The organism is Photobacterium satsumensis (assembly GCF_050336935.1).
In the GTDB taxonomy this organism is placed as follows: Bacteria; Pseudomonadota; Gammaproteobacteria; order Enterobacterales; family Vibrionaceae; genus Photobacterium; species Photobacterium satsumensis.
Genome location: NZ_JAKJSK010000006.1, coordinates 378,275 through 399,431, shown reverse-complemented (window position 1 = coordinate 399,431; position 21,157 = coordinate 378,275). Strand labels below are relative to the sequence as shown.

Here is a 21,157-nt window from a genome sequence, read left to right as displayed (position 1 = left end):
ACCATCATCTCTTATATCGTCAACGGAAATTCAATTAATTGGAAAAATTAATAGTATTATGTAGAAAGGTAATAAATGGATATAACAATGACTGCTATCGTGAAAGAGCCAATGGAACAAACACGTATAGAGGGCGACACGCCAACCCTACGCCTTTTTGCTTTGTTGGAAGTGATTGCCGGAAAGGATGAATTTTTCTCGCTACAAAGCTTGGTTGAAGAAACCGGCTTACCGAAGCCGACCCTTCACCGTATGCTGCAACAATTAGAAAATGCCGGCATTATCCAGCGTGATGGTGACGACCGCCATTATAGCTCTGGGGTAAGACTGCGAAACCTTGCCGAGAAACTATTACTGAACAGCACGACTCACAGTGCCCGACACGCCGTACTCACCCAATTGAAACAAGAAGTCGGTGAAAGTTGCAACCTTACTGCGCTGTCCGGTGGCGAAATTATCTATGTTGACCGGGTCGAAACTGAAGCACCGCTTCGTTTTTACCTGCATCCCGGGTCACGGGTTCCGGTACACTGCTCAGCAACAGGAAAACTGTTCCTCGCCAACATGAGTCCATCTCAGCGCCGCCGCTTGCTTAATAATGTTCCGCTGACCCAATATACGGAAAAAACCATTATTGATTTCGATAAGCTGGATGCTGAATTAGATATGGTAAAAAGCAACGGCTATGCCATCGATAATGAAGAGTTTTTACCCGGACTATTTTGTGTTGCCGTGCTAGTACCATCCGAAAAAGGCCGTTCAAATCTCGGTATCGCTATTCAGGCTCCAATCATGCGCCTGAAGCCAGAACAGGCCCTGCACTTCCTGCCTGCACTGCAAAGAGCAGCTAATGCATTAGCAAAAATTGAAGCAGAAAGCTGGGCGCAAGAGAGCTAACCTATAACCTAGCCATCTTAAGACAAAACAGGCTTGCATATGCAAGCCTGTTTTATATACGTGTAATGTCAGGATATTCGTTTGGAAAGGAATCCAAGGACATGACCTAGCCCACGGTAGGTGAACAAAGCCAATAGAATCATCAAACACCCTGCGAGTTTATTAAACGGCATTTCTTCAGCGTACCAAACTACGCTAAGGATGACTGTCCACACCGGCTCAAGGATCATAATAATCGCGGCATTAGCAGCAGTACTGTGTTTCTGTCCCATCGTCTGCATCACATAACGCAAACTTGTCGCAACCAGCATACTCATCGTGAACCAACCCCATGTCGTCAAACTGACAGACTCAGGCCATGTTTCAAACAACAAAGAAGCAATAATACCCATACAACCGATGCTAAATAGCTGCAAACAAGTCAGCAGCAGCGTTGGGACCTGCCGGGCGTATTGGCTATTGAAATTGAAGTGGACCGCCAGCATCACCGCCGCAGCCATAAACCATAACTGACTTGAAGACATCTGCCAGCCATTGCCACCACCTAACGACAGCATTAATAAACCAGCAAAAGCAATGGGGAGTGCCAGCCAAAATGTTCTTGGCGGTTTAGCCTTGAATAGCGGCCAAGCAATCAGCGGTACAAACAACATGGATAGGCTCATAATAAATGCGCCTTCGCCCAGCGTATCACTAACGGAAATTGCATGTATCCACAGCAATATTGCGCCACCAAGAATACACCCTACCCCAAGTGCTTTTGGTATTACGGACTTGTCGACTTTCTTAATATCAGAAAAGCAGAACAGTAATAGGCACAGAGAGGCTAGGATAAAACGCAAGCCAATAAAGCCAAAAGGCGGTAGCCCCTGAATTGCTTCTTTAGAGAAAATCCAGCCAGCTGCCGCCAATATTGTGGTTGCGACTAATATTAAATCTGCACGGCGCTCAAGGTTCTTCAAATTATTATTCCAAATATAAGCCGCAGATCCTTGCAAGGCTTAACGTACTAATGCCTTCATCCCATTCAGCATTTTTTCTGCCACTTCATAATGGTCGTGTTCCCACATCTGATCATTGAGGAACTCGCCTGAGAAGAAACCGTCGTAACCTGTCTGTCGCAGCGCATCCACCCACTCTTGCATTGGGATGTCACCTTCACCGATATAGACTCCGCGCAACTCTCTTTCATCTACCCATGGCTGCCCGACTGCAGGGCGTTTACCATCGGAAAGATGAACGTTATAAATCAGAGATTTATCAACTTGAGAGATTTGCTCTAAGGTTGCCCCTCGACATGCCCATAGGTGCCATGTGTCTAAGACGAAACCAAAATTATCACGCCCAACGGCATCGAGCAATCGATAGTAATCATCTAGCGTCGCAATCGGTGTCCATGCCGCTCCTTCATACTGAAAACGGATCCCATGCTCACGCCCAATATCAGCAATAGTTCTGATATTTTTAGCCGTTAGCTGGATGTTATCTTCAGTACTAAAGCCATTGAGGCTTTCGAAGGCATTAAGTTGAATCGTTGGCGCGCCGATTTCTTTGGCAAAGCGGCATAGTATTTCTGTTTCTTTAAATACACGCTGTTGTTCTTCTTTTGTTGCTGCTTCTACTCCACCGATAATATCAATCGCAGTAGGGGTGATTTTTGCTGCATCAAGACGAGCTTTAAATTCTTCGCTGGTAAAGCCGGCATTAATGTAGCGCCATAATTTTTCAGTATGAATTTCTAGCCCTTGATAACCGGTTTCTTTTGCCAAGCGGATATCAGAAAGAATATTACTATGAAGCGAACACATTCCATGAAGAGCAAAACGCATTTTAAATCCTTATCGACACTAAATGCCGTGCATTAACGTTCACAGGCGCCATGATCCTGGCACCGACCCAAATATCGTCTAAATTAGATAAGCAAAAATAGCTCAGGAATAAGTAACCAAGTTATTTGCTATAACTTGGTTACTTTAATAAACATTGCTAAAAAGAGTGTTTGAAGTAAGTTACTTCACTTCTTGGCACATTAGGCTAACTGCCAGTGTTTGTGCCAGATATAGAGAACTACTCAGAGAGCGGAAGCCCATGATTTCACCTTCCAGCACTTCAAAGCAGACTTCCATTTTGCTGCCTTGAGATGTCATCTGGTTATCCGTAATCGCCACAATAGGCACGCCTTTTTCAAACGCAGAATCAATCAAACTACTTGTTTCTGGTGCATAAGGGCTAAAAGTAACCGTAATTAATACATCTTTATCATTCATACGGCGCGTCATTGGCGCGAGCATACCACCGTGATCATCCAGCAATACAACGTTATTGTCTGACTTCATCAGGGCATACCAAAGATAGAATGCCACCGGATACGCCCGACGCATGCCCTGAATGTAAATGGTCTCAGCCCCGTCAAGTAAGCTCACTGCCCGTTCGAGCTTTTGCGGTGAAACAGACATTTGTAACTGCTCCATCGCTTCAATATTGGCTTGTCCAAAGTCTTGGAAAATCGCCATTGGCGAGTCTTGGCTTACTTCTTCAGCCGCGCGAGCTTTTTTGACACGCTCGATATAATCCCGAGGACGATTCAAATACTGGTCACGGAATAACGCCTGCATTGAGCTGAATCCAGAATAGCCCATCGCATTTGAAAACCGACTCAGTGTAGATAAAGGAACATTGGCCTGTTCTGCTATGGTTGCCATTGTCTCAACCGCTACCAACATTGGCTGGGCCATGACAAAATCAGCAACCTGTTGTAACCGCCCACTCAGGCTGTCGTATCGCTTAACAATAAGCTCACGCAGCGTATCTAAGTCAGCTGGAACTTGTTCTTCAGCATCCATAATTGGCCGCTCTCCCGCCCGAAAGCACTACTACTAAATAAGAATACCCCAAGCGCTAAGCACTTGAGGCTATAGTTTATGATAATAATTCAAAGTTGCGAATCGCTTCTTGCTTCACAAAGGGCATTGCCTTTTTCATAAAGTAGATACGATCAAACTTTTGTGGTTCCGCGTTCATAAAATCACGCAGGTTATGACCCAATGCTTGACGCAAACAGGTGCCGATATTGAATTTAGACACACGTGTACGCTTTAGCACTTCCATATCTTCGTCGCGGATACCACTGGTTCCATGTATTACCAACGGAATATCTACCATATTCGCAATACGATCTAAACGACCAAAATCAATAGTGCATGTCGGCTCGGTTAAACGGTGTACGTTTCCGACCGAAATGGCGACACAATCAGCACCACTTTCTTTCGCAAATCGCAAGGCATCTTCTGGCTCGGTGTAGATAGATTTAATATGATCACGGCCTTCATCATAAGGCACAGAGCCAATTTCACCTTCCACCGATGCACCTAACGCATGGGCGACATCCGCCACAGCACGGGTACGAGCAATATTTTCATCAAGCGGAAGCTGAGAGCCATCAAACATCACAGAGCTGAAGCCTGCCTTCAAGGCACGGTATACGACTTCTTCTTCATAGGTGTGATCGAGATGCAGACAAACGGGTACCGAGCTGTTGTAAGCCAAAGGTAAAAGCATCGCGGCGGCTGTTTCTACCCCATAAAAGTCGGCCACGTCTTTATTACAAGCAAGGATCACCGGTTTATTTACCGTTTCTGCCGCTTCTACTACAGCACGGGCATCTTCATAGCCGAATACGTTAAAACAAGGTACGGCATAGTCTGATGCCGCAGCCTGAGGCAATAGTTCTTTCAAATTTACGAGCATACCGCCCCTCCTTATTTGAACTTGGCGATCATATCCTTGATGCCTGGGATCGTTTCTACTTGATACTCGTGGTGTGGGTCAAAGTGCTGAATGAGCGACTTTTCTGTTTTACCTACGATGATGGTGAAGTAGTACATTTCATAACCCGGTGCCGCAACGCTTGGGTGGTAACCTTTATCTATGGCAATCACAGATCCGGTACGTACATGGTAAACCGGACCGAAGTCATCTTCGTGCTCATAAAGGAACTGGGCACCGAAGCCAAAATCAGGGTTAAATCGGAATTGATACACTTCTTCGTATAGTGTCTCTTTGCTGCCATCTGGCTTCACACGATCTTCATCGTGCTTGTGAGGAGGGAAACCCGACCAACCACCGGCACCGACGGTAAACAGCTCACTTACAAGAAGACGGCCGCGGTTATCTGCATTTGACTGACCCAATACGTGCTTGATCTTACGGTGGGTTTTGGTGTCATCAGAGCCGTACTGAACAATATCCACATTCTCTTCGCGGACACAGAATGGTTCTAACGACTGTTCGAACTTACCGCCGGCAATCATGACATCTGCCGTATCGCTGACACAGTCAACAATTGCGCTGTAGCCAAGCGGGACATATACCGCTTCTGGATTGCCATCCCACACTGACTTCCGCTTACCGATGTTGTCGTAAACTTCGGTCTTTTCACCATTAGTGACGGTAATTGAACAGGTACCGCCTGCAAGAACGATGACAGATTCATAACCTTCAACAATGTGCTGGTGCTGCTCGCCTTGCGAGAGGCGAACTTGGTTGAAATAACACAATGGCGTCACTTCATCATTGATATCGATGATTGGTTGGTTCTTATTATCAAATGGTGGGATATGCTTGCCCATGGTACTTTCTCCTCACTGCCCTGCTTTTTTTTACTGCCGTTTACCAGCACAGTGTTTATCAGTCTAAATTGTTGTAATAAAAAAGCCGGGCCTCGATGGTTTGTACCCTTTCTAGACGTGTCCAGTTTAAATACCGGCCCGGCAGGACCTAATTGCCTTTATTCACTTCGTCCGGAGGTGACTATTAAAGGCTTTGTTCTTTGGTCTCAATAAAATCGAATAATTGCTCTTTGGTTGGCATTGCTTCGGTACAGCTATTGCCACTGACGTTAATTGCAGCCGCCGCGGTACCATGTTTGACGCCATCTTCCAGTTCACCGCCATTAACTAGCGTCCAGATCAGGCCGCCTGCAAATGAGTCACCGGAGCCGAATGGCTTCTGCACATCGACGCGGAAGATACCCTGCTGGAATTTATAACCGTCGCGGCAGTACACTTTCGAGCCAAGCTCACCGGCTTTAACCACTACAACTTGGGTGTTTGAGCGAAGGAAGCGATCTGCCGTTGCATCATCGTCTGTATTGCCCGGTGCCAGTACCGTTTCCATCATGTCGAACTCTTCACGGTTACCGATAACGATATCGGACAATCCCGCGGCAATACCGTAGTAGATAGAAGCATCAACATCGGTGCGCCATGAATAAGGACGGTAGTCAACATCCAATACCACTAGCGTGTTACTGCGGCGGGCATGTTCCATCGCGATTAGCGTTGCTTCGCGGCTTGGGCTTTCTGAAAGCGCCGTACCGGTTACTACCAACACCTTGGCATTGGCGATATATTCTGGATCGACTTGCTCTGGTTTGATGGTCAGGTCAGACGCATTGTTGCGGTAAATCAGTACGGTACAGTCACTTGGTTTCATCTCGGTAAACGCTACTGAAGTGCGCGAGCCCGAGCTGTCCGTCATCATGCCATCAAGGTTAATACCTTGACCTGTCATGTACTGCTTAACGTAGCCACCGAATGCATCATCAGCGACGCAACCAATAAACCCTACTTTTCCGCCAAGTTTGTTGATAGCAACAGCAATATTCGCTGCCGACCCACCGACGAACTTGTTAAACCCTGAAATATCAGCCATGTCCGTGTTTGATTCACGGGCGTATAAATCTACGCCCGCACGTCCCAACACGATGGCATCCAGCTTACGGTCTTGCTGAAGTGCAATCTTTGTCATCGTTATTCCTATTACTTGTATTCAACCCACGCTGCGTTTTGCTCTGCTGACTCAACGCATTTTTCGCACAGGCGTACACCTTCTATACCCGCATCGATACCTGGGAACCAGATACCTGCTAGCGTTTCTTGGTCATCACGGTCTGCAGCATCAAACGCCAGCGCAAAACGGTGGTACAGGTTTGCCCAAGACTCAAAGTAGCCTTCTGCGTGACCGCCACCTACACGGTTAGCTGCAACACCGTCAGCATCTTGATATAGGTAACCCATGCCGCGGTCTAGAATCCGAGGTGGTTCACCTTGGATTTCAAAACGAAGCTGGTTAGGCTGCTCATCCCACCATTCAATAGAGGCTTTTGAGCCTACGATGCGGATTTTCTGCTGGTGCATAGAGCCAGCGTTGACTGCTGACGCCCAAAGTGTACCGACTGCACCACCTTTGAACTCCATCATCACGTGCGCATTATCTTCTAGCGGCGTACGAGACTTGATGAAGCTCTGGCGCATACAAGATAAGCGGTCCACTTCAAGGCCAGTCATCACTTCGCATAGGTAGAAAGCGTGGGTACCGATATCGCCAAGAACGTATGTTGGACCTGATACTTCAGGGCTTACACGCCACTTCAGGCCAGGATCATTTAGTTCGTACTCTTCATTGTGGAAACCATGGGCGAACTGCATGTTGATAACGCGAATTTCACCCAGGTCACCGCGCTGAACCATTTCTCGCGCCTGCTGAACCATAGGGAAACCGCTGTAGCCGTACATCACACCAATAACACGGTTATTCTTCGCCGCAATTTCTTTTAGCTCTTCCGCTTCTTCGGTAGTGAAAGTGATTGGCTTTTCACATACCACGTGCAGGTTCGCTTCAAGCGCTGCTTTACAGATTTCGTAGTGCGTCGAGTTCGGTGTGGCGATAGACACAGCTTGGATACCGTCTTCACGCTGGGCCTCTTGCTCGAACATCTCTTTGTAGTTGGCGTAGCAACGGTCGCCATCAAGGCCAATATTGGTCCCGAAGTCACGGCAGCGCTCAGGATCGAGGTCGAAAGCACCCGCTACCAACTTGAACAAACCATCACGCTGTGCGGCGTTACGGTGAGAGTAACCAATCTGGCTACCACGGCCGCCGCCTACCATTGCCCAACGGATAGGTTGATCAAAATGACGTTCTTCATTAAACATGGCTTCACTCCTTGTCAGGTATCCCCCACCACTTTTTGAGAGAGACCCGCGTTTCAGATATTGGAAATAGTTTGTTCTTGTTTACCGAGTTCTTGTATACAAAGTTTTTATTCTCAGAGGCTCTCAACAATAAGAGCCTCTTGGTTAATAAATTCTCTATACACCTCGTCCCTATACACCACGCCTTTGTGTCGCTCGGCCTTCTTCCCACTCGGCGACTTTCTGGGCTGTGTGCTCGTTGCGAGTCACTTCAGGTAACCCGACTTCCCACCAGCAATCACACTTAGACCATGCCGCAGGCGATACTGGGTCGATATCCACCACAATCACGTAGGTGCGGTCAGCTTCTTTAGCGCGGGCGAATGCTGCATCGAACTCGTCGATAGAGGCCAACTTCTCGGAAATCGCACCCTGCGCTTCTGCGTGCTTGGCAAAGTCGACGCGGGCCAGTTCGCCATCTGGGCGGCGGCAGTCTTCAAGCAAGTTGTTGAACGACTCATTGCCAGTGTTGTTCTGCAGTTTGTTGATAACCGCAAAGCCGCCGTTGTCACACACCACCACAATCATCTTGTGGCCGGTCAGCACTGAAGAGTAAATATCAGAGTTCTGGATCAGGTATGAACCGTCACCCACCAGTACCACGACATCGTTATCTGGGTTGGCGATTTTCGCACCCCAGCCACCGGCAATTTCGTAGCCCATGCACGAATAACCGAAGTCGATATCAAACTTACCGATCTGGTAGTTCTGCCAGTTCATCGACAGCTCAGCCGGCAGGCCACCAGCAGCTGTCAGCACGGTGTCACCTTTTTCCATCGCCGTATTAAGCTTGCCGATGACTTCCGCGTAGGAAGACATACCCGGTAGCAGGTCGCCTTCTTGTGGATGAGTGCGACGGTGGACCAGAGCTTTCCACTCATCAGCTTCTACCTTGGCTTTTGCTGACCATTCATCACCTGAACGCCAGTCACCAAGCAACGCAGATAACTTAGTCATTGAGCTTTTCGCATCGCCCAATACTGGGTAAGACATGTGCTTGATTGCGTCGAATTTCGCCACGTTGATGCTGATTAGCTTCATATCGGAGTTCTTGAATACCGTCCAAGAGCCCGTAGTAAAGTCTTGCAGGCGGGTACCGATAGCCAGTACCACGTCAGCTTCATTGGCCATATGGTTGGCAGAATCTGAGCCTGTTACGCCGATTGGGCCTGCGTTCAGTGGGTTGTCTTGCAGCATGGTGGCGCGACCGGCAATGGTCTCGACCACAGGGATGTTATGTTTGCCAGCAAAATCAGCCAGTTCGTCAGTGGCTAGCGAGTAGTGAACGCCACCGCCTGAGATGATCAGCGGCTTTTTAGCGTTTAGCAGGATTTCCTTGGCCTCTTCCAGAACGATCATTTCAGGCTCTGGGCGGCGGATACGATGTACTTTTTCAGCAAAGAATACTTCTGGAAAGTCGTAAGCGACCCCTTGGATATCTTGCGGCAAACCAAGGAATACCGGGCCGCATGTTGCCGGATCTAGCATGGTATCTAGTGCTTGCGGCAGCGTGTGCATTAGCTGGGATGGCGACAGTACGCGGTCCCAGTAGCGTGTTAGTGGCTTGAAGGCATCGTTAGAGGTAACAGACGGATCTTCAAAGTTCTCCGGCTGCTGTAAAACAGGATCTGGCAGGCGACTAACATAGGCATCACCCGCAATAAGTAGCAGAGGCAGACGGTTAGTGTGAGCAATGCCTGCTGCGGTAACCATATTAGTCGCACCCGGACCAATAGAACTGGTTGCAATACCAATGCGGCGACGTTGATTCGCCTTCGCGTATGCAATGGCCGCTGTTGCCATCGACTGTTCGTTCTGACCACGCCACGTTGGAATTTTGTCTTCAATATTCTTTAGCTGCTGACCAAAGCACGTCACATTACCGTGACCGAAAATCGCAAAGGCGGCACCAAAAAGTTGTTCTTTCTTTCCATCAATTTCAATCATTTGTGCTGCAAGGTATTTAGCAAGCGCTTCAGCAACGGTCAGGCGTACAGTATTCATTGTCTTCCTCGTTTTTCGATAGTCGAAAAATATATCCCTTTAAAAGGGGGCCTAGCCTGCCCCCTTCGTTTTTGCTTTTTTACAGGCCGTACTTATTCGCGTAACCAGTAATGTTCTCGTAAGCTGTTTTCGCGAAAGTTAATGGATGCGCTTTTGCAGGGTCCTGCTCGGCTTCAACCAACAGCCAGCCTTTGTATTCACGCTCTTTCAGTGCAGCGAATACGTCGTCATAATCAACGTCGCCAGTCCCTGGAACGGTAAATACACCATCAAGCACGGCGTTTAGGAATGATTTGTCTGCATCGCGAGCGGCGTTCATCACTTCAAGGCGTAGATCTTTGAAGTGCATATGGCCAATGCGGTGGCCCCAGCGTTTGATCATAGTGACAGGGTTACCGCCGCCGTATGTGATATGACCGGTATCCAGCGTTAGGTGTACAGCATCGCCAGTCAGCTCCATCATTAGGTTGATGTCATCTTCCGTTTCACAGATGGTGCCCACATGGTGGTGGAAAGACAGCTTGATGTCGTGCTCGTTGAGTAGGTACTCAGCAACTGTGGTTAGCTTCTCACAGTAAGTTTTCCACTCGTCCATTGTCAGGATGACGCGCTGAGACAATGGTGTATTGATGTCACCATGAACAGTGTTGCTCACCTCACCAAATACCATCGCTTTACAGCCAGCCGCTTTCAGCAATTTGATGTGATCCTGCATTGCTGCGATTTCTTCGTCAGCCGTTAGCGTCATCAGGTTGCCGCTGTACCAACCAGAAGCGAGAACCAGACCGTGCTTTTCTAGAAGAGGAATAAGTACTTCTGGCTCACGAGGGTATTTAGTCCCTAGCTCAGTACCGGTAAAGCCAGCTTCTGCCATCTCACTCAAACATGTTTCCAATGGAATTTCGCCGCCAAGTTCTGGCATATCATCGTTAGTCCAGGTCAGTGGGCTGATACCATATTGAACATTGCTCATGTTTGTACTCCAATTTTATGATTATTTAATTCCGGGTCGGTGACGATTATGACCAGTCCAGTGGAATATGTTCTTTTGGAATCTCTGAACCGTTTTTCAATCTGCACCATTTGCTTCACTGGAATTCACTATAACTGAAAAAACCAAAACGAAAAATATTTTTCAATTAGTACAATCGATTTCAGCATTTCCATAAAAAATGAAAAAAACCCAGTAAAAATGCGGCTTACAAGAAAATCTTGAGCAAGATCACAATTAAAAAACCCATTAAATTTCAACAAGATAACCAAGCCTGCTATTGCGGAAAATATTTTTCGCAATTTGACATAAGTATCATTTTTCAACAAAACCACTTATTGGCTATAGCCGTAAAAAACTTGAGAGCATATGATTTGGCCTATCACCAAGTGGAAAAATATTATCAAAGCAATAAATTACTACTAAAAATAATATTGGTGAATGGAATAATGCCGATGCAAATACCCTACAGTAAATAACGCATTGGAAAGCTACCCAACTCAAACTTATTCGATGGTTGAGTAAGAGACGGGGATCTCATCAAGGAGTAGAACATGTCACCCACAACTTCGGCCGACACCCGAAAACACAATTTTGCTTATATCATCAGAATTTGTTGTATCGCAGCCCTAGGGGGAATTTTATTAGGTTACGATACTGCGGTTATTTCAGGCGCCATAGGACCAATCAGGGAGCACTTTGGGTTAACCCCCGCACAAACTGGCTGGGCCGTATCAAGTGTTGTTTTAGGTAGTATTCTTGGTGCCGTCAGTGCCGGCTGGTCAGCCCTCAAATATGGACGTCGTAAAACCCTCTTCATTGCAGCCATCCTCTTCATGATTTCCGCCATCGGCTCTGCGCTGGCGACTACCTTTACTTTCTATGTCATGCTTCGCATCGTTGGTGGTATAGCTGTTGGCTTAGCCTGTGTCGTTTCACCCATGTATATGTCTGAAGTTGCGCCGAAAGATTTCCGCGGCCGTGCCGTCAGTATGTTCCAGCAATCAGCTGTTATTGGTCAGACAGGGGTATTCTACGTTAACTACCTGATTGCCAAAGGCATGAGTGAAGCGTGGTTGGTGGATATGGGCTGGCGCTGGATGCTGGGCTCAGAAGTGCTTCCAGCCGCACTGTTTGCTGGCCTATTGTTCCTTATTCCTGAATCACCACGCTGGTTGGTACTGAAAGGAAAAGTTGATCAGGCTAAAGACACCCTGTCACGAATTTCTAATCCTAAGCATGCTGATCAGTTAATCAACGAAATACAGGCATCATTGGTAGATTCAAACTCTCCGGGCAAAAAACAAGTCAGCCTACGCTCTCCTCTGCTATTCGCTATCTTAGTGATCGGTACTTTTGTGGCTGCCGCCCAGCAGTTAACCGGTATCAACGTTATCATGTACTACACGCCGGAAATCCTACGGCCTATAACAGGTAGTACCGAAAACGCCCTGTTCCAGACCACTTTCGTCGGTGTCGTCTTTATTTTGGGTAACGCGCTGGGTATGTACCTGATTGACAAGGTAGGCCGCCTACCGCTGATGAAATACGGTACGTTTGGTTGTGCGGTCGGTATGACGGTGGTCGGTTATGTGCTTTACACCGGCACTGAAGGCTACGCGGCATTATTCGCATTGTGCCTGTACGTTGTTTCCTACGCGACATCGTGGGGTTGTGCATGCTGGACTATGATTTCGGAAATCTTCCCGAACAGCATCCGCTCCCGTGCAATGTCTATCGCGGTGGGTGCACAGTGGTTTACCGGCTTCATCGTCACCCAGTCATTCCCAATGCTGAATGACAATGCCTTCCTGAGAGATCATTTCAACGGTGCATTCAGCTTCTGGTTGTTCGCCATACTGTCACTGATTTGTATGTTTGTTGTGGTTAAGTTCGTCCCTGAAACCAAAGGTGTCAGCCTTGAGAAAATGGAAGAAGTGATGGCCAAGAAACTTGGCAAGAAAGTAACCGTTCCTGCTGCTACAGCGCAAGCAAACGCTTAATCACGCTTTGAAATACCCAACAGGCTTATTCATTGATAAGCCTGTTTTTTCGATTAATAAGGCAACACTATGCTCGATAAAATGGCTTTTTTTGTTTACGTGATCCGAACCGGTTCAATTTCTGCCGCAGCCCGTAAATTCAACATTTCAGTCTCTGCGGGAAGCCGCTGGTTGCAAGATCTTGAACAGAGCTTTGGTATTACCCTATGCCGTCGCACCAACCGTTTATTAACCGCCACACCTGCCGGTCAAAAGCTGGTTGATGAATTTTCACCGTTAGTGGATAACGCTGAACAGTTATGCCGCAGCCTGCAAGATTTCCAAGAGCAAGACAAAGGCCATATCAATATCGTTTGCACCCCGGTCTATGCCAATAACTTCTTGATGGATAAAATAAGCACCTATCTCATTTCACACCCGAACGTGACATTTAACCTCAATGTCACCCCTTGGGCGCTAGATCATGCCGCGGAAGCCGACTTGGTTATCAGTGCCAACGCCTGCTATCAGGGCTACCAAGAAAAAGACCTCCACCTTGTTCGCCGAGAACTCATGCAGAGCCCTTTTGTTGCCGTTGCCTCTCCTGAATATCTTGAACGGAATCCGGCACCAGAGTTTCCGACCGAGCTATCCAAACACCAATGCTTATTTGCGACCACGCTTACAGGCAGTAATGATTGGATTTTCGAGCGTAATGGCGAAACACAGATGGTAAAAGTCCCTAAATCGCTGGAAGTTAACGACAGTGATTTGCTGCTGCAAAGTGCAATTAAAGGGGCTGGCGTTGCCTACTTACCGGCTTTTATCCTTGAAAAACCACTATCCGATGGAGTGCTCACCCCTATTCTGGATGATTACGAAACCAGTATCTGGAGCCTCAACCTCTATTACCACCCGCCAACAAAAGCATCAGCGGTGGCTAGTCACTTCAAGAGCTTTTTATTGGAAAGTGTATAAGTGCTATCAATAAATTGGTTTTCGATAGAAATCCATATTTTCTAACCCGCACCACAGAAATCTTACAACCGTCAGTAGTAATCTGTTGGTTTCAAAAGAATATCGCCACATAACTACTTCGGGAACACTCTATGTACTTCAACCCACTACAACAACCTATCGGTGCCCCTATGCCTGACTGGCAAGGAGCCAGCATTCCTGAGCCTGTAACACTAGCTGGTCAATTTTGTCGTCTTGAACCCTTACACCCGAGCCGCCATGGTAACGACCTATTTGAGGCTTTCTCGGCGGATCTTGAACAACGCTTGTGGACTTACATGTTCATGGGCCCTTTTGAAGACAAAGATTGTTTTTTCCAATGGTTAGCTCCACTCGAGCAAAGTCGCGATCCGCTATTCTTTGCCATTATCGACCCAGCGACAGATCAAGCAGTGGGTATCGCTTCCTATATGAGAATTGTTCCTCAAATGGGTGTCATTGAAATTGGCAACTTCCTTTTCTCGGCCAAACTGCAAAAAACACCGGCGGCAACCGAAGCTATCCACTTAATGCTTAAACACGCTTTCGAAACGTTGGGCTACCGCCGTTGTGAATGGAAGTGTGATTCTCTCAATCACCCTTCACGTCGTGCAGCTGAGCGATTGGGGTTCAGTTATGAAGGATTGTTCAGGCAAGCCATCGTCTACAACGGACGAAATAGAGATACCACTTGGTATGCCATCATTGACAGCGACTGGCCGCAAATCTCCAGCGCCCATCAAGCTTGGCTTTCGCCCGAAAACTTCGATAACAGTGGCCAGCAAAAGAAACGCTTGGCAGAGCTACTTGAAGTGAACATTGCCTAGTTGATTCAATTCAATTAATCTCACCTCTTCAATTTATCTGGCGTATGCAGTAACTCTATCGCCTTCATGAATTGGCAGTATCTAAGACAATAGAAAGGACAAACGTGAAGATTTACCAGATCACTGATACTCACTTGGCGGAAATGCCGAATGAGTCGGATACCAATCTACAAAAGCTATTAGACATTGTTAATCAAGATACGGATGACAACGTCTTGCTGCTTACCGGTGATCTGGCAAATGCCGCTGTTCCTGCAGCCTATGATCGAATCAAATCGTACCTTGAAGCCAGAGATAACATTACCCAGTGCTATGCGCTAGCGGGCAATCACGATGATCTAAGCTGTATGAAGGCAAGCTTCAGGCACAGTAAAATCCGTATTGTCCAATCAGCTACCGTACATGGTATTCCCCTCCATTTTCTCGATACAAGCCATAAACCTTTGGGGACATCATTAGAGCTTGGTGCCGGACGAGTCAGTCGAAAAGGGCTTGCCGCGTTGAAGAAAATCGCTAGAAAGTCACCAACGCTGATTATTTCTCACCACCCACTCCTCGATGTCAGCCAGCGATGGTTCAAACATATTGGTATCGAGAATCAAGATTTGCTTATTCGTTTATTTAAATCCAAGCAAACCGTCATTAGCGGGCATGCCCATTACTATTTTGATATCGAAGAAGGCTATATTCGCCAGCTTGTCGGTATATCGTCCTCTTATGGTTTTGAACATCAGTCAGATATACCGCATCGTACTGGTATTGTTGGGATGACCGTTTATCAAGCAGAGCGGTTAAACGGTGAAATCGATGTTCGCCTGGTTGAAAACTATCCCCTTTCCAGCCAGTAGCCCTTCCTCAACTATCAAATAAGCTTACCAACTCACGTGATTAGCACCGGCCTTCCTTTGTCTCAGGTTGGCTTATTCGTCTTACCCATGCGACCTTTGTAATAGATTGTAAATAGCTGTAAGGCATGTTGTAAGTTGCCATCGCATTACTCATTTCAGGTCTACATTGTAATCAGGAAGAAATATAAGCAGCACAATATATAGCCAAGTTATTTATAAAGCTTGGGTAAAAATGGAGGCGTTATGAAAAAGTACTGTCCTTACTGCAGCACCGAATTGCTTGATCACTGCAATATATTGGTTTGTCCAAGGAATAATATTGGCGAGTGTACTTATGATGGCTATGAGGAGTATCGCCTTCACGAAGAGCCGCATAACCTCAAGGAAAGGTAATTTACACTTCATTTGCGTGAATCACCTTAACTCGGTATCAGCCAACATCTTAGACGCAAGAACGTCTTCAACACGAGAACATCTTAAACACAAGAAACAGGTTTATGGATTAACCTTATTAGCACTATGAAAATCTAAAAAGGGATGAACATAATTAGTGGCAGATAACCAAGAAAAATCAAAACCGCTACTAGACAGTGGTAAACATCAATACACTCTCCTTGGGTTTGTGGTGTTTCCCGCTTTCCTTTTTTTTGCGTCAATCTTCTACTACCAACCCTCTCCCACAGGTTTGCGGTGGTCGACATCATGGGTTCCCAGCCTAGATATCAATTTTAGCTTACAACTTGATGCCCTCTCTTTTGTCTTTGTCGGCTTAATCAGTTGTATTGGATTTTTTGTCCAACTCTACGCATTGGCATACATGAAAGGTAAAGCCGAGCGCTTTTCTTTCCACCTCTATCTAACGCTGTTCATGCTATCCATGCTTGGGCTCGTCCTGAGTGACAACATCATATTACTGTTTGTCTTCTGGGAACTCACGACTATCACCTCCTACTTGCTTATCGGCTTCAATCATGAAAATGAAAAGTCCCGCAAGAATGCGCTGCAATCCCTAGTCGTCACTGGCGCAGGAGGCCTAGCGCTATTAGCTGGGCTGATATTACTGGGGCAGATTGCAGGAAGTTATGAATTAAGTAATATTATCGACATGGCCGTATCGGATAAAGAAAGCCTCTCCCAACATCCTTTCTTTACGCCGTCATTGGTACTGATTTTAATCGGGGCTTTCACCAAGTCAGCGCAATTCCCTTTTCACTTTTGGCTACCGGGCGCCATGGCCGCCCCAACACCGGTCAGTGCCTTTTTGCATTCAGCAACGATGGTCAAAGCGGGAATTTATTTACTGGCAAGGCTTTCACCCATATATGCCAGCAGCGATCTCTGGTTTTACTGCCTCATCACGGTCGGGGGCTTTACGGCATTGTGGTCTGCTGTAATCGCACTGATGCAAAAAGATCTCAAGCTCATGCTGGCGTTCAGTACCAATACCATACTCGGGATCCTTACTTTACTGCTTGGTATTGGCACTGAAACCGCACTCGCAGCCGCTATCTTGTTCATTCTTGCTCACGCCTTTTATAAAGCCTCTTTGTTCATGGTGGTCGGGAATATCGACAAAGCCACAGGGACGCGTGATATCAGGGTGCTCTATGGTTTAAAAGCCGTCCTAATATTCAGCTTCGCCTCTGGTCTTATCGCTGCGCTGTCTAAAGCCGGTATACCACCATTACTTGGTTTCCTGAGCAAAGAATATGCATACAAAGCAGGGCTGGAAGTTCATAGTATCGTCATGTTTGCTTTAGTGATGATCAATGCGGTGATGGTTGCCCTCGCTATTGCGGTGATCTCACAGCCTTTTTTACGTGAAAAAATCGAGGATAACCCGACCGTTAAGTCTATCGAAGCAGAAATAGGTTTCTGGATCCCGCCTATGGTGCTGGCTTGCTGCAGTGTTATCGTCCCGACCCTCGGATTGGGCTGGTTGAATGAATACGTACTCTCCACAGCAATTTTTGAAATCAATCAGGTTGACCAATCCAGTCCAGTTAAATTATGGCAGGGGTTCAACATCCCTCTACTGATGAGTGCTGTCACTTTGGCCTTAGGGATACTCATTTATAAATACATGTCTACATTAACTCAGTCATTGAATAAGTTAATGGGTCCACTCCCTGTCGCCAGCAATGTGTTCGAAAAATGCATGGCAGCAATGGTGACGCTTGCAACCTGGCAAACAAACCAATTGCAACAACGCCGACTCAGTATTTACGCCTTGATGTTTTTCTCAGTGCTTGCTGCCATATTGATGCTGAACCCGCTAGGCGTCCCCAGTGACTTTTTTGAACGCATCAGGGCTATCGAGCTCTATGAAATCGCTATTGCACTGCTGTTGATTACCGCTGCCGTCTTGTGTGTGATTTCAACATCTCGCCTTTTATCTATTGCTGCTCTCGGGGCTGTTGGCTTCTTAATGACATTGGTCTTTATGATTTATAGCGCACCAGATGTCGCCAAAACGCTGCTGCTTGTCGAAACCTTGATGGTGGTGTTCGTGGCTCTACTCATTCGGCACCTACCGCACTTAAGCTCGGTCAGTAGTCACTCTGTACCTAGACGCACCTTCCATGTACTGATCGCTTCGATCATTGGTATCTCTGTCACTGCGTTACTTATCGCTATTACCGAGACACCGTTAGATTCACCCCTTGCTGACTTTTTTGGCCAAAACAGCGTTCCCGGAGGTCATGGACGAAACATTGTTAACGTCATTCTGGTCGATTTCAGGGCCTTCGATACCATGGGCGAAGCGATAGTCGTCGTCATTGCAGCGCTCGCTTCAATCAGTTTGTTCAAAACCAGCTCACGCCAGCAAAACCGTATTCATTCGTTGATTTTCGGTACTACTGCCCACATCGTTGCCGTGCTAATGATGGTTTTCTCCTTGTACCTTCTACTTCGTGGACACAACTCACCAGGAGGCGGCTTCATCGGTGCCCTCATCGCTGTCATTGGTTTAACCCTGCTTATCTTCGCCGAGTCACCGCAATATGTCAGAGAGCGGCTGAGTTACAGGCCGATGCACATAGCAATGTTCGGTGTTTTCTTAAGCTTGCTGGCAGGCGGGATCGGCTTTGTAATGGGCTCACCATTTTTAACTGGAATTTGGTGGAAGCAGATACTGCCACTTGGCACCCCACTCATATTCGACGTTGGCATCTATCTCGCTGTTATCGGAGGCGTGTTAGAGGTGTTGCTGAGAGTCAATGAGGAGCTCGATTAATGGAAATTGTATGGAGTATTGTCGTCGGCGTATTCGTTACAGCAGGGGTTTATCTCATGCTGGAACGCCACGTTATCCGTATTCTACTCGGCCTAATTTTGATCAGTAACGCCATCAACTTAGCCATTTTTACCGCTGGCCGTTTAACCCCCGGAAATCCGCCTCTCATTGATGCTAACTCTGTGCTTCCCCCTGAAGGCGCGGCAGATCCTCTTCCACAAGCACTTATCCTTACCGCCATCGTCATTGGTTTTGGCTTATTGGTTTTCGCATTGATGCTGCTTTATCGCGCTTACATAGAAACAGGATCCGCTGATGTCGATGCTATGCAGCGATCAGAGGAGGATCAATGACTTCAGTTTGGCTCACACTGCCGGTCGTACTATCATTACTGACCGCTACAGGCGCTTTTTTTGTTCGCCACAACCCTAGGGCTATCAACTGGGTCAGTGGCTCCAGTGTTGCCATCTCTGTATTTTGTAGTGTGCAGCTTCTGTTAGACATCGTCGCAAACGGCCCCTATGCTATCGCATTCGGTAATTGGGCAGCGCCGTTTGGCATTGTGTTTGTCGCCGATTTCTTGAGTGTCGCATTAACCGTTATCACTGCTCTTATTGGCGCTGTGACGGTTGTTTACGCGATGGCAGATCTAAAACATAAACCCTCATACGGTTTATATCACGTGTTATTTCATGTTTTATTGGCTGGTGTTTACGGCGCTTTTTTGACTGGAGATTTATTCAATCTTTATGTTTGGTTCGAGGTCATGCTCATTGCCTCGTTTGGCTTGATGATCCTTGACGCAGAACGCACTCAAATAGACGGGGCCGTCAAATATGTCTTGCTCAACTTAATCTCTACCTTGGTGTTTTTATTGGCTATCGGCTTAACTTATGGAGCAACAGGTACGCTTAACTTAGCTGATCTTCACTCGAAATACCCTGATATTGCTCCAGATACGGCCACTCTGCTAGCGGCCTTATTTCTATTTACGTTTGCAATCAAATCAGCCCTATTTCCCCTGTTTGCCTGGTTACCCGCCTCCTACCATACGTTACCCAGCGCGGTCGTTGCACTCTTTGCAGCCCTGCTAACAAAGGTCGGCGTTTACGCCCTGATAAGAATCTTTACCTTAGTTTTCCCTCTTACCGAGACAAGTTGGCAGCCCCTGTTGATTTGGATAAGTGGCCTAACAATGTTGACCGGTGTACTCGGTGCCGCCAGTCAATTTGATATCAAGAAAATACTCTCGTTCCACATTATTAGCCAAATTGGCTACATGATGATGGGGTTAGCGCTGTATACACCTGTTGCCATTGCCGGTGCCATTTTCTATATCATTCACCATATTATCGTAAAGGCTAACTTATTCTTGATTGGCGGCTTTATAGAGAGCAAATACGGCTCAAGCCAATTACGTGAGTTAGGTGGTATTTACAAGGCCATGCCATGGCTTGCCTTCCTGTTCCTTATCCCTGCATTTTCTCTGGCAGGGTTCCCGCCACTGTCAGGTTTTTGGGGCAAATTTCTGGTTATTAAAGCCAGCATTATCAATGGCCACAACTTATTGGCAGCAACAGCACTCATTGTTGGGTTGTTAACCATTTTCTCGATGACCAAAATTTGGAGCGAAGCCTTCTGGAAAGCGCCAATATCTAAGCAAGCCGGACAGGCATTCCCCTTGTCAGTCAACCTACTATATTGCTTACCGATTGCCGTTTTAACGCTGATGACGATCACAATTGGGCTTGTCGCACAACCTGTCTATGAATTTGCCAATCAAGCTGCCGAACAATTACTGAATCCAATCGCGTATGTGCGCGCCGTGTTGGGTGAGCCATAATGGGAGAGAAGGCATGAGTTACTTTACCCTAAACCTGTTTCTTGCCATGGCCTGGATGCTCCTCAACGGGCAATACGGTAGCCTCGATTTTATTATTGGGTTTGTCGTTGGCTATTTCACCTTAAGCCTATGCCAGCCTTTTGGTTTAAAAACGGGTTACTTCAAGAAGCTCAAAGCCATCTTGGCGTTAGCGGTTTATTTTTGTTACGAGATGATAGTGTCTGTCGCCAGGGTTGTCTGGGATGTCATCACGCCAACACATTTAAGTCAGCCAGACATCGTCTATGTCCCGCTTGATGCCAAAACAGACCTTGAGATAACCCTGTTAGCCAACATGGTGTCATTGACCCCAGGCAGCTTGAGTTTAGATGTCACTCCGGATAAGAAATACCTTGTATTACATGTCATGTTCGCACCAGAACATGACAGTGTAACGCAAGATATTAAGCAGGGGTTGGAGTCACGGATATTGGAGATAACGCGTGGATGACCTACTT

19 protein-coding genes are annotated in these 21,157 nt (G+C 46.9%); 10 read left to right on the top strand and 9 right to left on the bottom strand.

Translation table 11 applies throughout. The features are described 5' to 3' along the window. Window positions 1-75: 75 nt before the first annotated feature. The gene (locus L4D79_RS01905; RefSeq protein WP_428646610.1) at window positions 76-897 is read left to right on the top strand and encodes an IclR family transcriptional regulator; all 822 of its coding nucleotides are present in this window, start codon (window positions 76-78) and stop codon (window positions 895-897) included. A gap of 68 nt (window positions 898-965) precedes the next feature. Here L4D79_RS01905 and L4D79_RS01900 read toward each other — a convergent pair whose 3' ends face one another. The 9 genes from L4D79_RS01900 to iolE all read right to left on the bottom strand — a co-directional run bounded on the left by L4D79_RS01900 (window position 966) and on the right by iolE (window position 10,908). Beyond that, window positions 966-1,859 (bottom strand): DMT family transporter, encoded by an 894-nt coding sequence (locus tag L4D79_RS01900; protein ID WP_428646607.1) that lies wholly within the window; start codon window positions 1,857-1,859, stop codon window positions 966-968. A gap of 39 nt (window positions 1,860-1,898) precedes the next feature. Next, the gene (locus L4D79_RS01895; protein WP_428646605.1) at window positions 1,899-2,726 is read right to left on the bottom strand and encodes a sugar phosphate isomerase/epimerase family protein; all 828 of its coding nucleotides are present in this window, start codon (window positions 2,724-2,726) and stop codon (window positions 1,899-1,901) included. A 180-nt stretch (window positions 2,727-2,906) separates the two neighbouring features. Then, window positions 2,907-3,740 (bottom strand): MurR/RpiR family transcriptional regulator, encoded by an 834-nt coding sequence (locus L4D79_RS01890; protein WP_428646602.1) that lies wholly within the window; start codon window positions 3,738-3,740, stop codon window positions 2,907-2,909. 76 nt (window positions 3,741-3,816) lie between these two features. After that, window positions 3,817-4,644 carry a class II fructose-bisphosphate aldolase gene (locus L4D79_RS01885; protein WP_428646600.1) on the bottom strand — a complete coding sequence of 276 codons (828 nt, stop codon included), beginning with the start codon at window positions 4,642-4,644 and terminating at the stop codon, window positions 3,817-3,819. A gap of 11 nt (window positions 4,645-4,655) precedes the next feature. Next, window positions 4,656-5,525 carry a 5-deoxy-glucuronate isomerase gene (locus L4D79_RS01880; protein WP_428646597.1) on the bottom strand — a complete coding sequence of 290 codons (870 nt, stop codon included), beginning with the start codon at window positions 5,523-5,525 and terminating at the stop codon, window positions 4,656-4,658. 184 nt (window positions 5,526-5,709) lie between these two features. Then, on the bottom strand, window positions 5,710-6,705 hold the full coding sequence (iolC, locus tag L4D79_RS01875; RefSeq protein ID WP_428646594.1) for a 5-dehydro-2-deoxygluconokinase: 996 nt from the start codon (window positions 6,703-6,705) through the stop codon (window positions 5,710-5,712). Window positions 6,706-6,716: 11 nt separating this feature from the next. Next, on the bottom strand, window positions 6,717-7,892 hold the full coding sequence (locus tag L4D79_RS01870; protein ID WP_428646592.1) for a Gfo/Idh/MocA family protein: 1,176 nt from the start codon (window positions 7,890-7,892) through the stop codon (window positions 6,717-6,719). A gap of 171 nt (window positions 7,893-8,063) precedes the next feature. Continuing rightward, window positions 8,064-9,935: a 3D-(3,5/4)-trihydroxycyclohexane-1,2-dione acylhydrolase (decyclizing) gene (gene iolD, locus L4D79_RS01865; RefSeq protein ID WP_428646589.1), complete on the bottom strand. Its 1,872-nt coding sequence runs from the start codon at window positions 9,933-9,935 to the stop codon at window positions 8,064-8,066. Between the two features lie 79 nt (window positions 9,936-10,014). Beyond that, complete coding sequence (gene iolE / locus L4D79_RS01860) at window positions 10,015-10,908, bottom strand: myo-inosose-2 dehydratase (protein ID WP_428646587.1); 894 nt, start codon at window positions 10,906-10,908, stop codon at window positions 10,015-10,017. A 572-nt stretch (window positions 10,909-11,480) separates the two neighbouring features. Here iolE and L4D79_RS01855 point away from each other — a divergent pair. The 9 genes from L4D79_RS01855 (at window position 11,481) to L4D79_RS01815 (ending at window position 21,150) form a co-directional block, all read left to right on the top strand. Further along, window positions 11,481-12,929 (top strand): sugar porter family MFS transporter, encoded by a 1,449-nt coding sequence (locus tag L4D79_RS01855; RefSeq protein WP_428646584.1) that lies wholly within the window; start codon window positions 11,481-11,483, stop codon window positions 12,927-12,929. Between the two features lie 69 nt (window positions 12,930-12,998). Continuing rightward, window positions 12,999-13,886 carry a LysR family transcriptional regulator gene (locus L4D79_RS01850; protein WP_428646581.1) on the top strand — a complete coding sequence of 296 codons (888 nt, stop codon included), beginning with the start codon at window positions 12,999-13,001 and terminating at the stop codon, window positions 13,884-13,886. A 131-nt stretch (window positions 13,887-14,017) separates the two neighbouring features. Beyond that, window positions 14,018-14,731, top strand: coding sequence for a GNAT family N-acetyltransferase (locus L4D79_RS01845; RefSeq protein ID WP_428646578.1), 714 nt, complete (start codon window positions 14,018-14,020; stop codon window positions 14,729-14,731). Between the two features lie 104 nt (window positions 14,732-14,835). Continuing rightward, entirely contained in the window at window positions 14,836-15,579 is a 744-nt protein-coding gene (locus L4D79_RS01840; protein WP_428646576.1) for a metallophosphoesterase family protein, read from the top strand. 243 nt (window positions 15,580-15,822) lie between these two features. Further along, window positions 15,823-15,972, top strand: coding sequence for a hypothetical protein (locus L4D79_RS01835; RefSeq protein ID WP_428646573.1), 150 nt, complete (start codon window positions 15,823-15,825; stop codon window positions 15,970-15,972). 232 nt (window positions 15,973-16,204) lie between these two features. Beyond that, window positions 16,205-18,817: a hydrogen gas-evolving membrane-bound hydrogenase subunit E gene (mbhE, locus tag L4D79_RS01830; protein ID WP_428651675.1), complete on the top strand. Its 2,613-nt coding sequence runs from the start codon at window positions 16,205-16,207 to the stop codon at window positions 18,815-18,817. After that, window positions 18,817-19,170, top strand: coding sequence for a Na+/H+ antiporter subunit C (locus L4D79_RS01825; protein WP_428646570.1), 354 nt, complete (start codon window positions 18,817-18,819; stop codon window positions 19,168-19,170). Before mbhE ends, L4D79_RS01825 begins: the two co-directional genes overlap by 1 nt. Beyond that, on the top strand, window positions 19,167-20,660 hold the full coding sequence (locus tag L4D79_RS01820; protein WP_428646568.1) for a proton-conducting transporter transmembrane domain-containing protein: 1,494 nt from the start codon (window positions 19,167-19,169) through the stop codon (window positions 20,658-20,660). The genes L4D79_RS01825 and L4D79_RS01820 overlap by 4 nt, the downstream gene beginning before the upstream one ends. Before the next feature lie 13 nt (window positions 20,661-20,673). Then, window positions 20,674-21,150, top strand: a complete 477-nt coding sequence (locus L4D79_RS01815) for a Na+/H+ antiporter subunit E (RefSeq protein WP_428646565.1) — start codon at window positions 20,674-20,676, stop codon at window positions 21,148-21,150. The last annotated feature ends 7 nt before the right edge of the window (window positions 21,151-21,157 follow it).

Coding starts and splice junctions, on each gene's coding strand:
- L4D79_RS01905 (WP_428646610.1), top strand. CDS start 76: ATGGATATAACAATGACTGCTATCGTGAAAGAGCCAATGGAACAAACA.
- L4D79_RS01895 (WP_428646605.1), bottom strand. CDS start 2,726: ATGCGTTTTGCTCTTCATGGAATGTGTTCGCTTCATAGTAATATTCTT.
- L4D79_RS01890 (WP_428646602.1), bottom strand. CDS start 3,740: ATGGATGCTGAAGAACAAGTTCCAGCTGACTTAGATACGCTGCGTGAG.
- L4D79_RS01885 (WP_428646600.1), bottom strand. CDS start 4,644: ATGCTCGTAAATTTGAAAGAACTATTGCCTCAGGCTGCGGCATCAGAC.
- L4D79_RS01880 (WP_428646597.1), bottom strand. CDS start 5,525: ATGGGCAAGCATATCCCACCATTTGATAATAAGAACCAACCAATCATC.
- iolC (WP_428646594.1), bottom strand. CDS start 6,705: ATGACAAAGATTGCACTTCAGCAAGACCGTAAGCTGGATGCCATCGTG.
- L4D79_RS01870 (WP_428646592.1), bottom strand. CDS start 7,892: ATGTTTAATGAAGAACGTCATTTTGATCAACCTATCCGTTGGGCAATG.
- iolD (WP_428646589.1), bottom strand. CDS start 9,935: ATGAATACTGTACGCCTGACCGTTGCTGAAGCGCTTGCTAAATACCTT.
- iolE (WP_428646587.1), bottom strand. CDS start 10,908: ATGAGCAATGTTCAATATGGTATCAGCCCACTGACCTGGACTAACGAT.
- L4D79_RS01855 (WP_428646584.1), top strand. CDS start 11,481: ATGTCACCCACAACTTCGGCCGACACCCGAAAACACAATTTTGCTTAT.
- L4D79_RS01850 (WP_428646581.1), top strand. CDS start 12,999: ATGCTCGATAAAATGGCTTTTTTTGTTTACGTGATCCGAACCGGTTCA.
- L4D79_RS01845 (WP_428646578.1), top strand. CDS start 14,018: ATGTACTTCAACCCACTACAACAACCTATCGGTGCCCCTATGCCTGAC.
- L4D79_RS01835 (WP_428646573.1), top strand. CDS start 15,823: ATGAAAAAGTACTGTCCTTACTGCAGCACCGAATTGCTTGATCACTGC.
- L4D79_RS01825 (WP_428646570.1), top strand. CDS start 18,817: ATGGAAATTGTATGGAGTATTGTCGTCGGCGTATTCGTTACAGCAGGG.
- L4D79_RS01820 (WP_428646568.1), top strand. CDS start 19,167: ATGACTTCAGTTTGGCTCACACTGCCGGTCGTACTATCATTACTGACC.
- L4D79_RS01815 (WP_428646565.1), top strand. CDS start 20,674: ATGAGTTACTTTACCCTAAACCTGTTTCTTGCCATGGCCTGGATGCTC.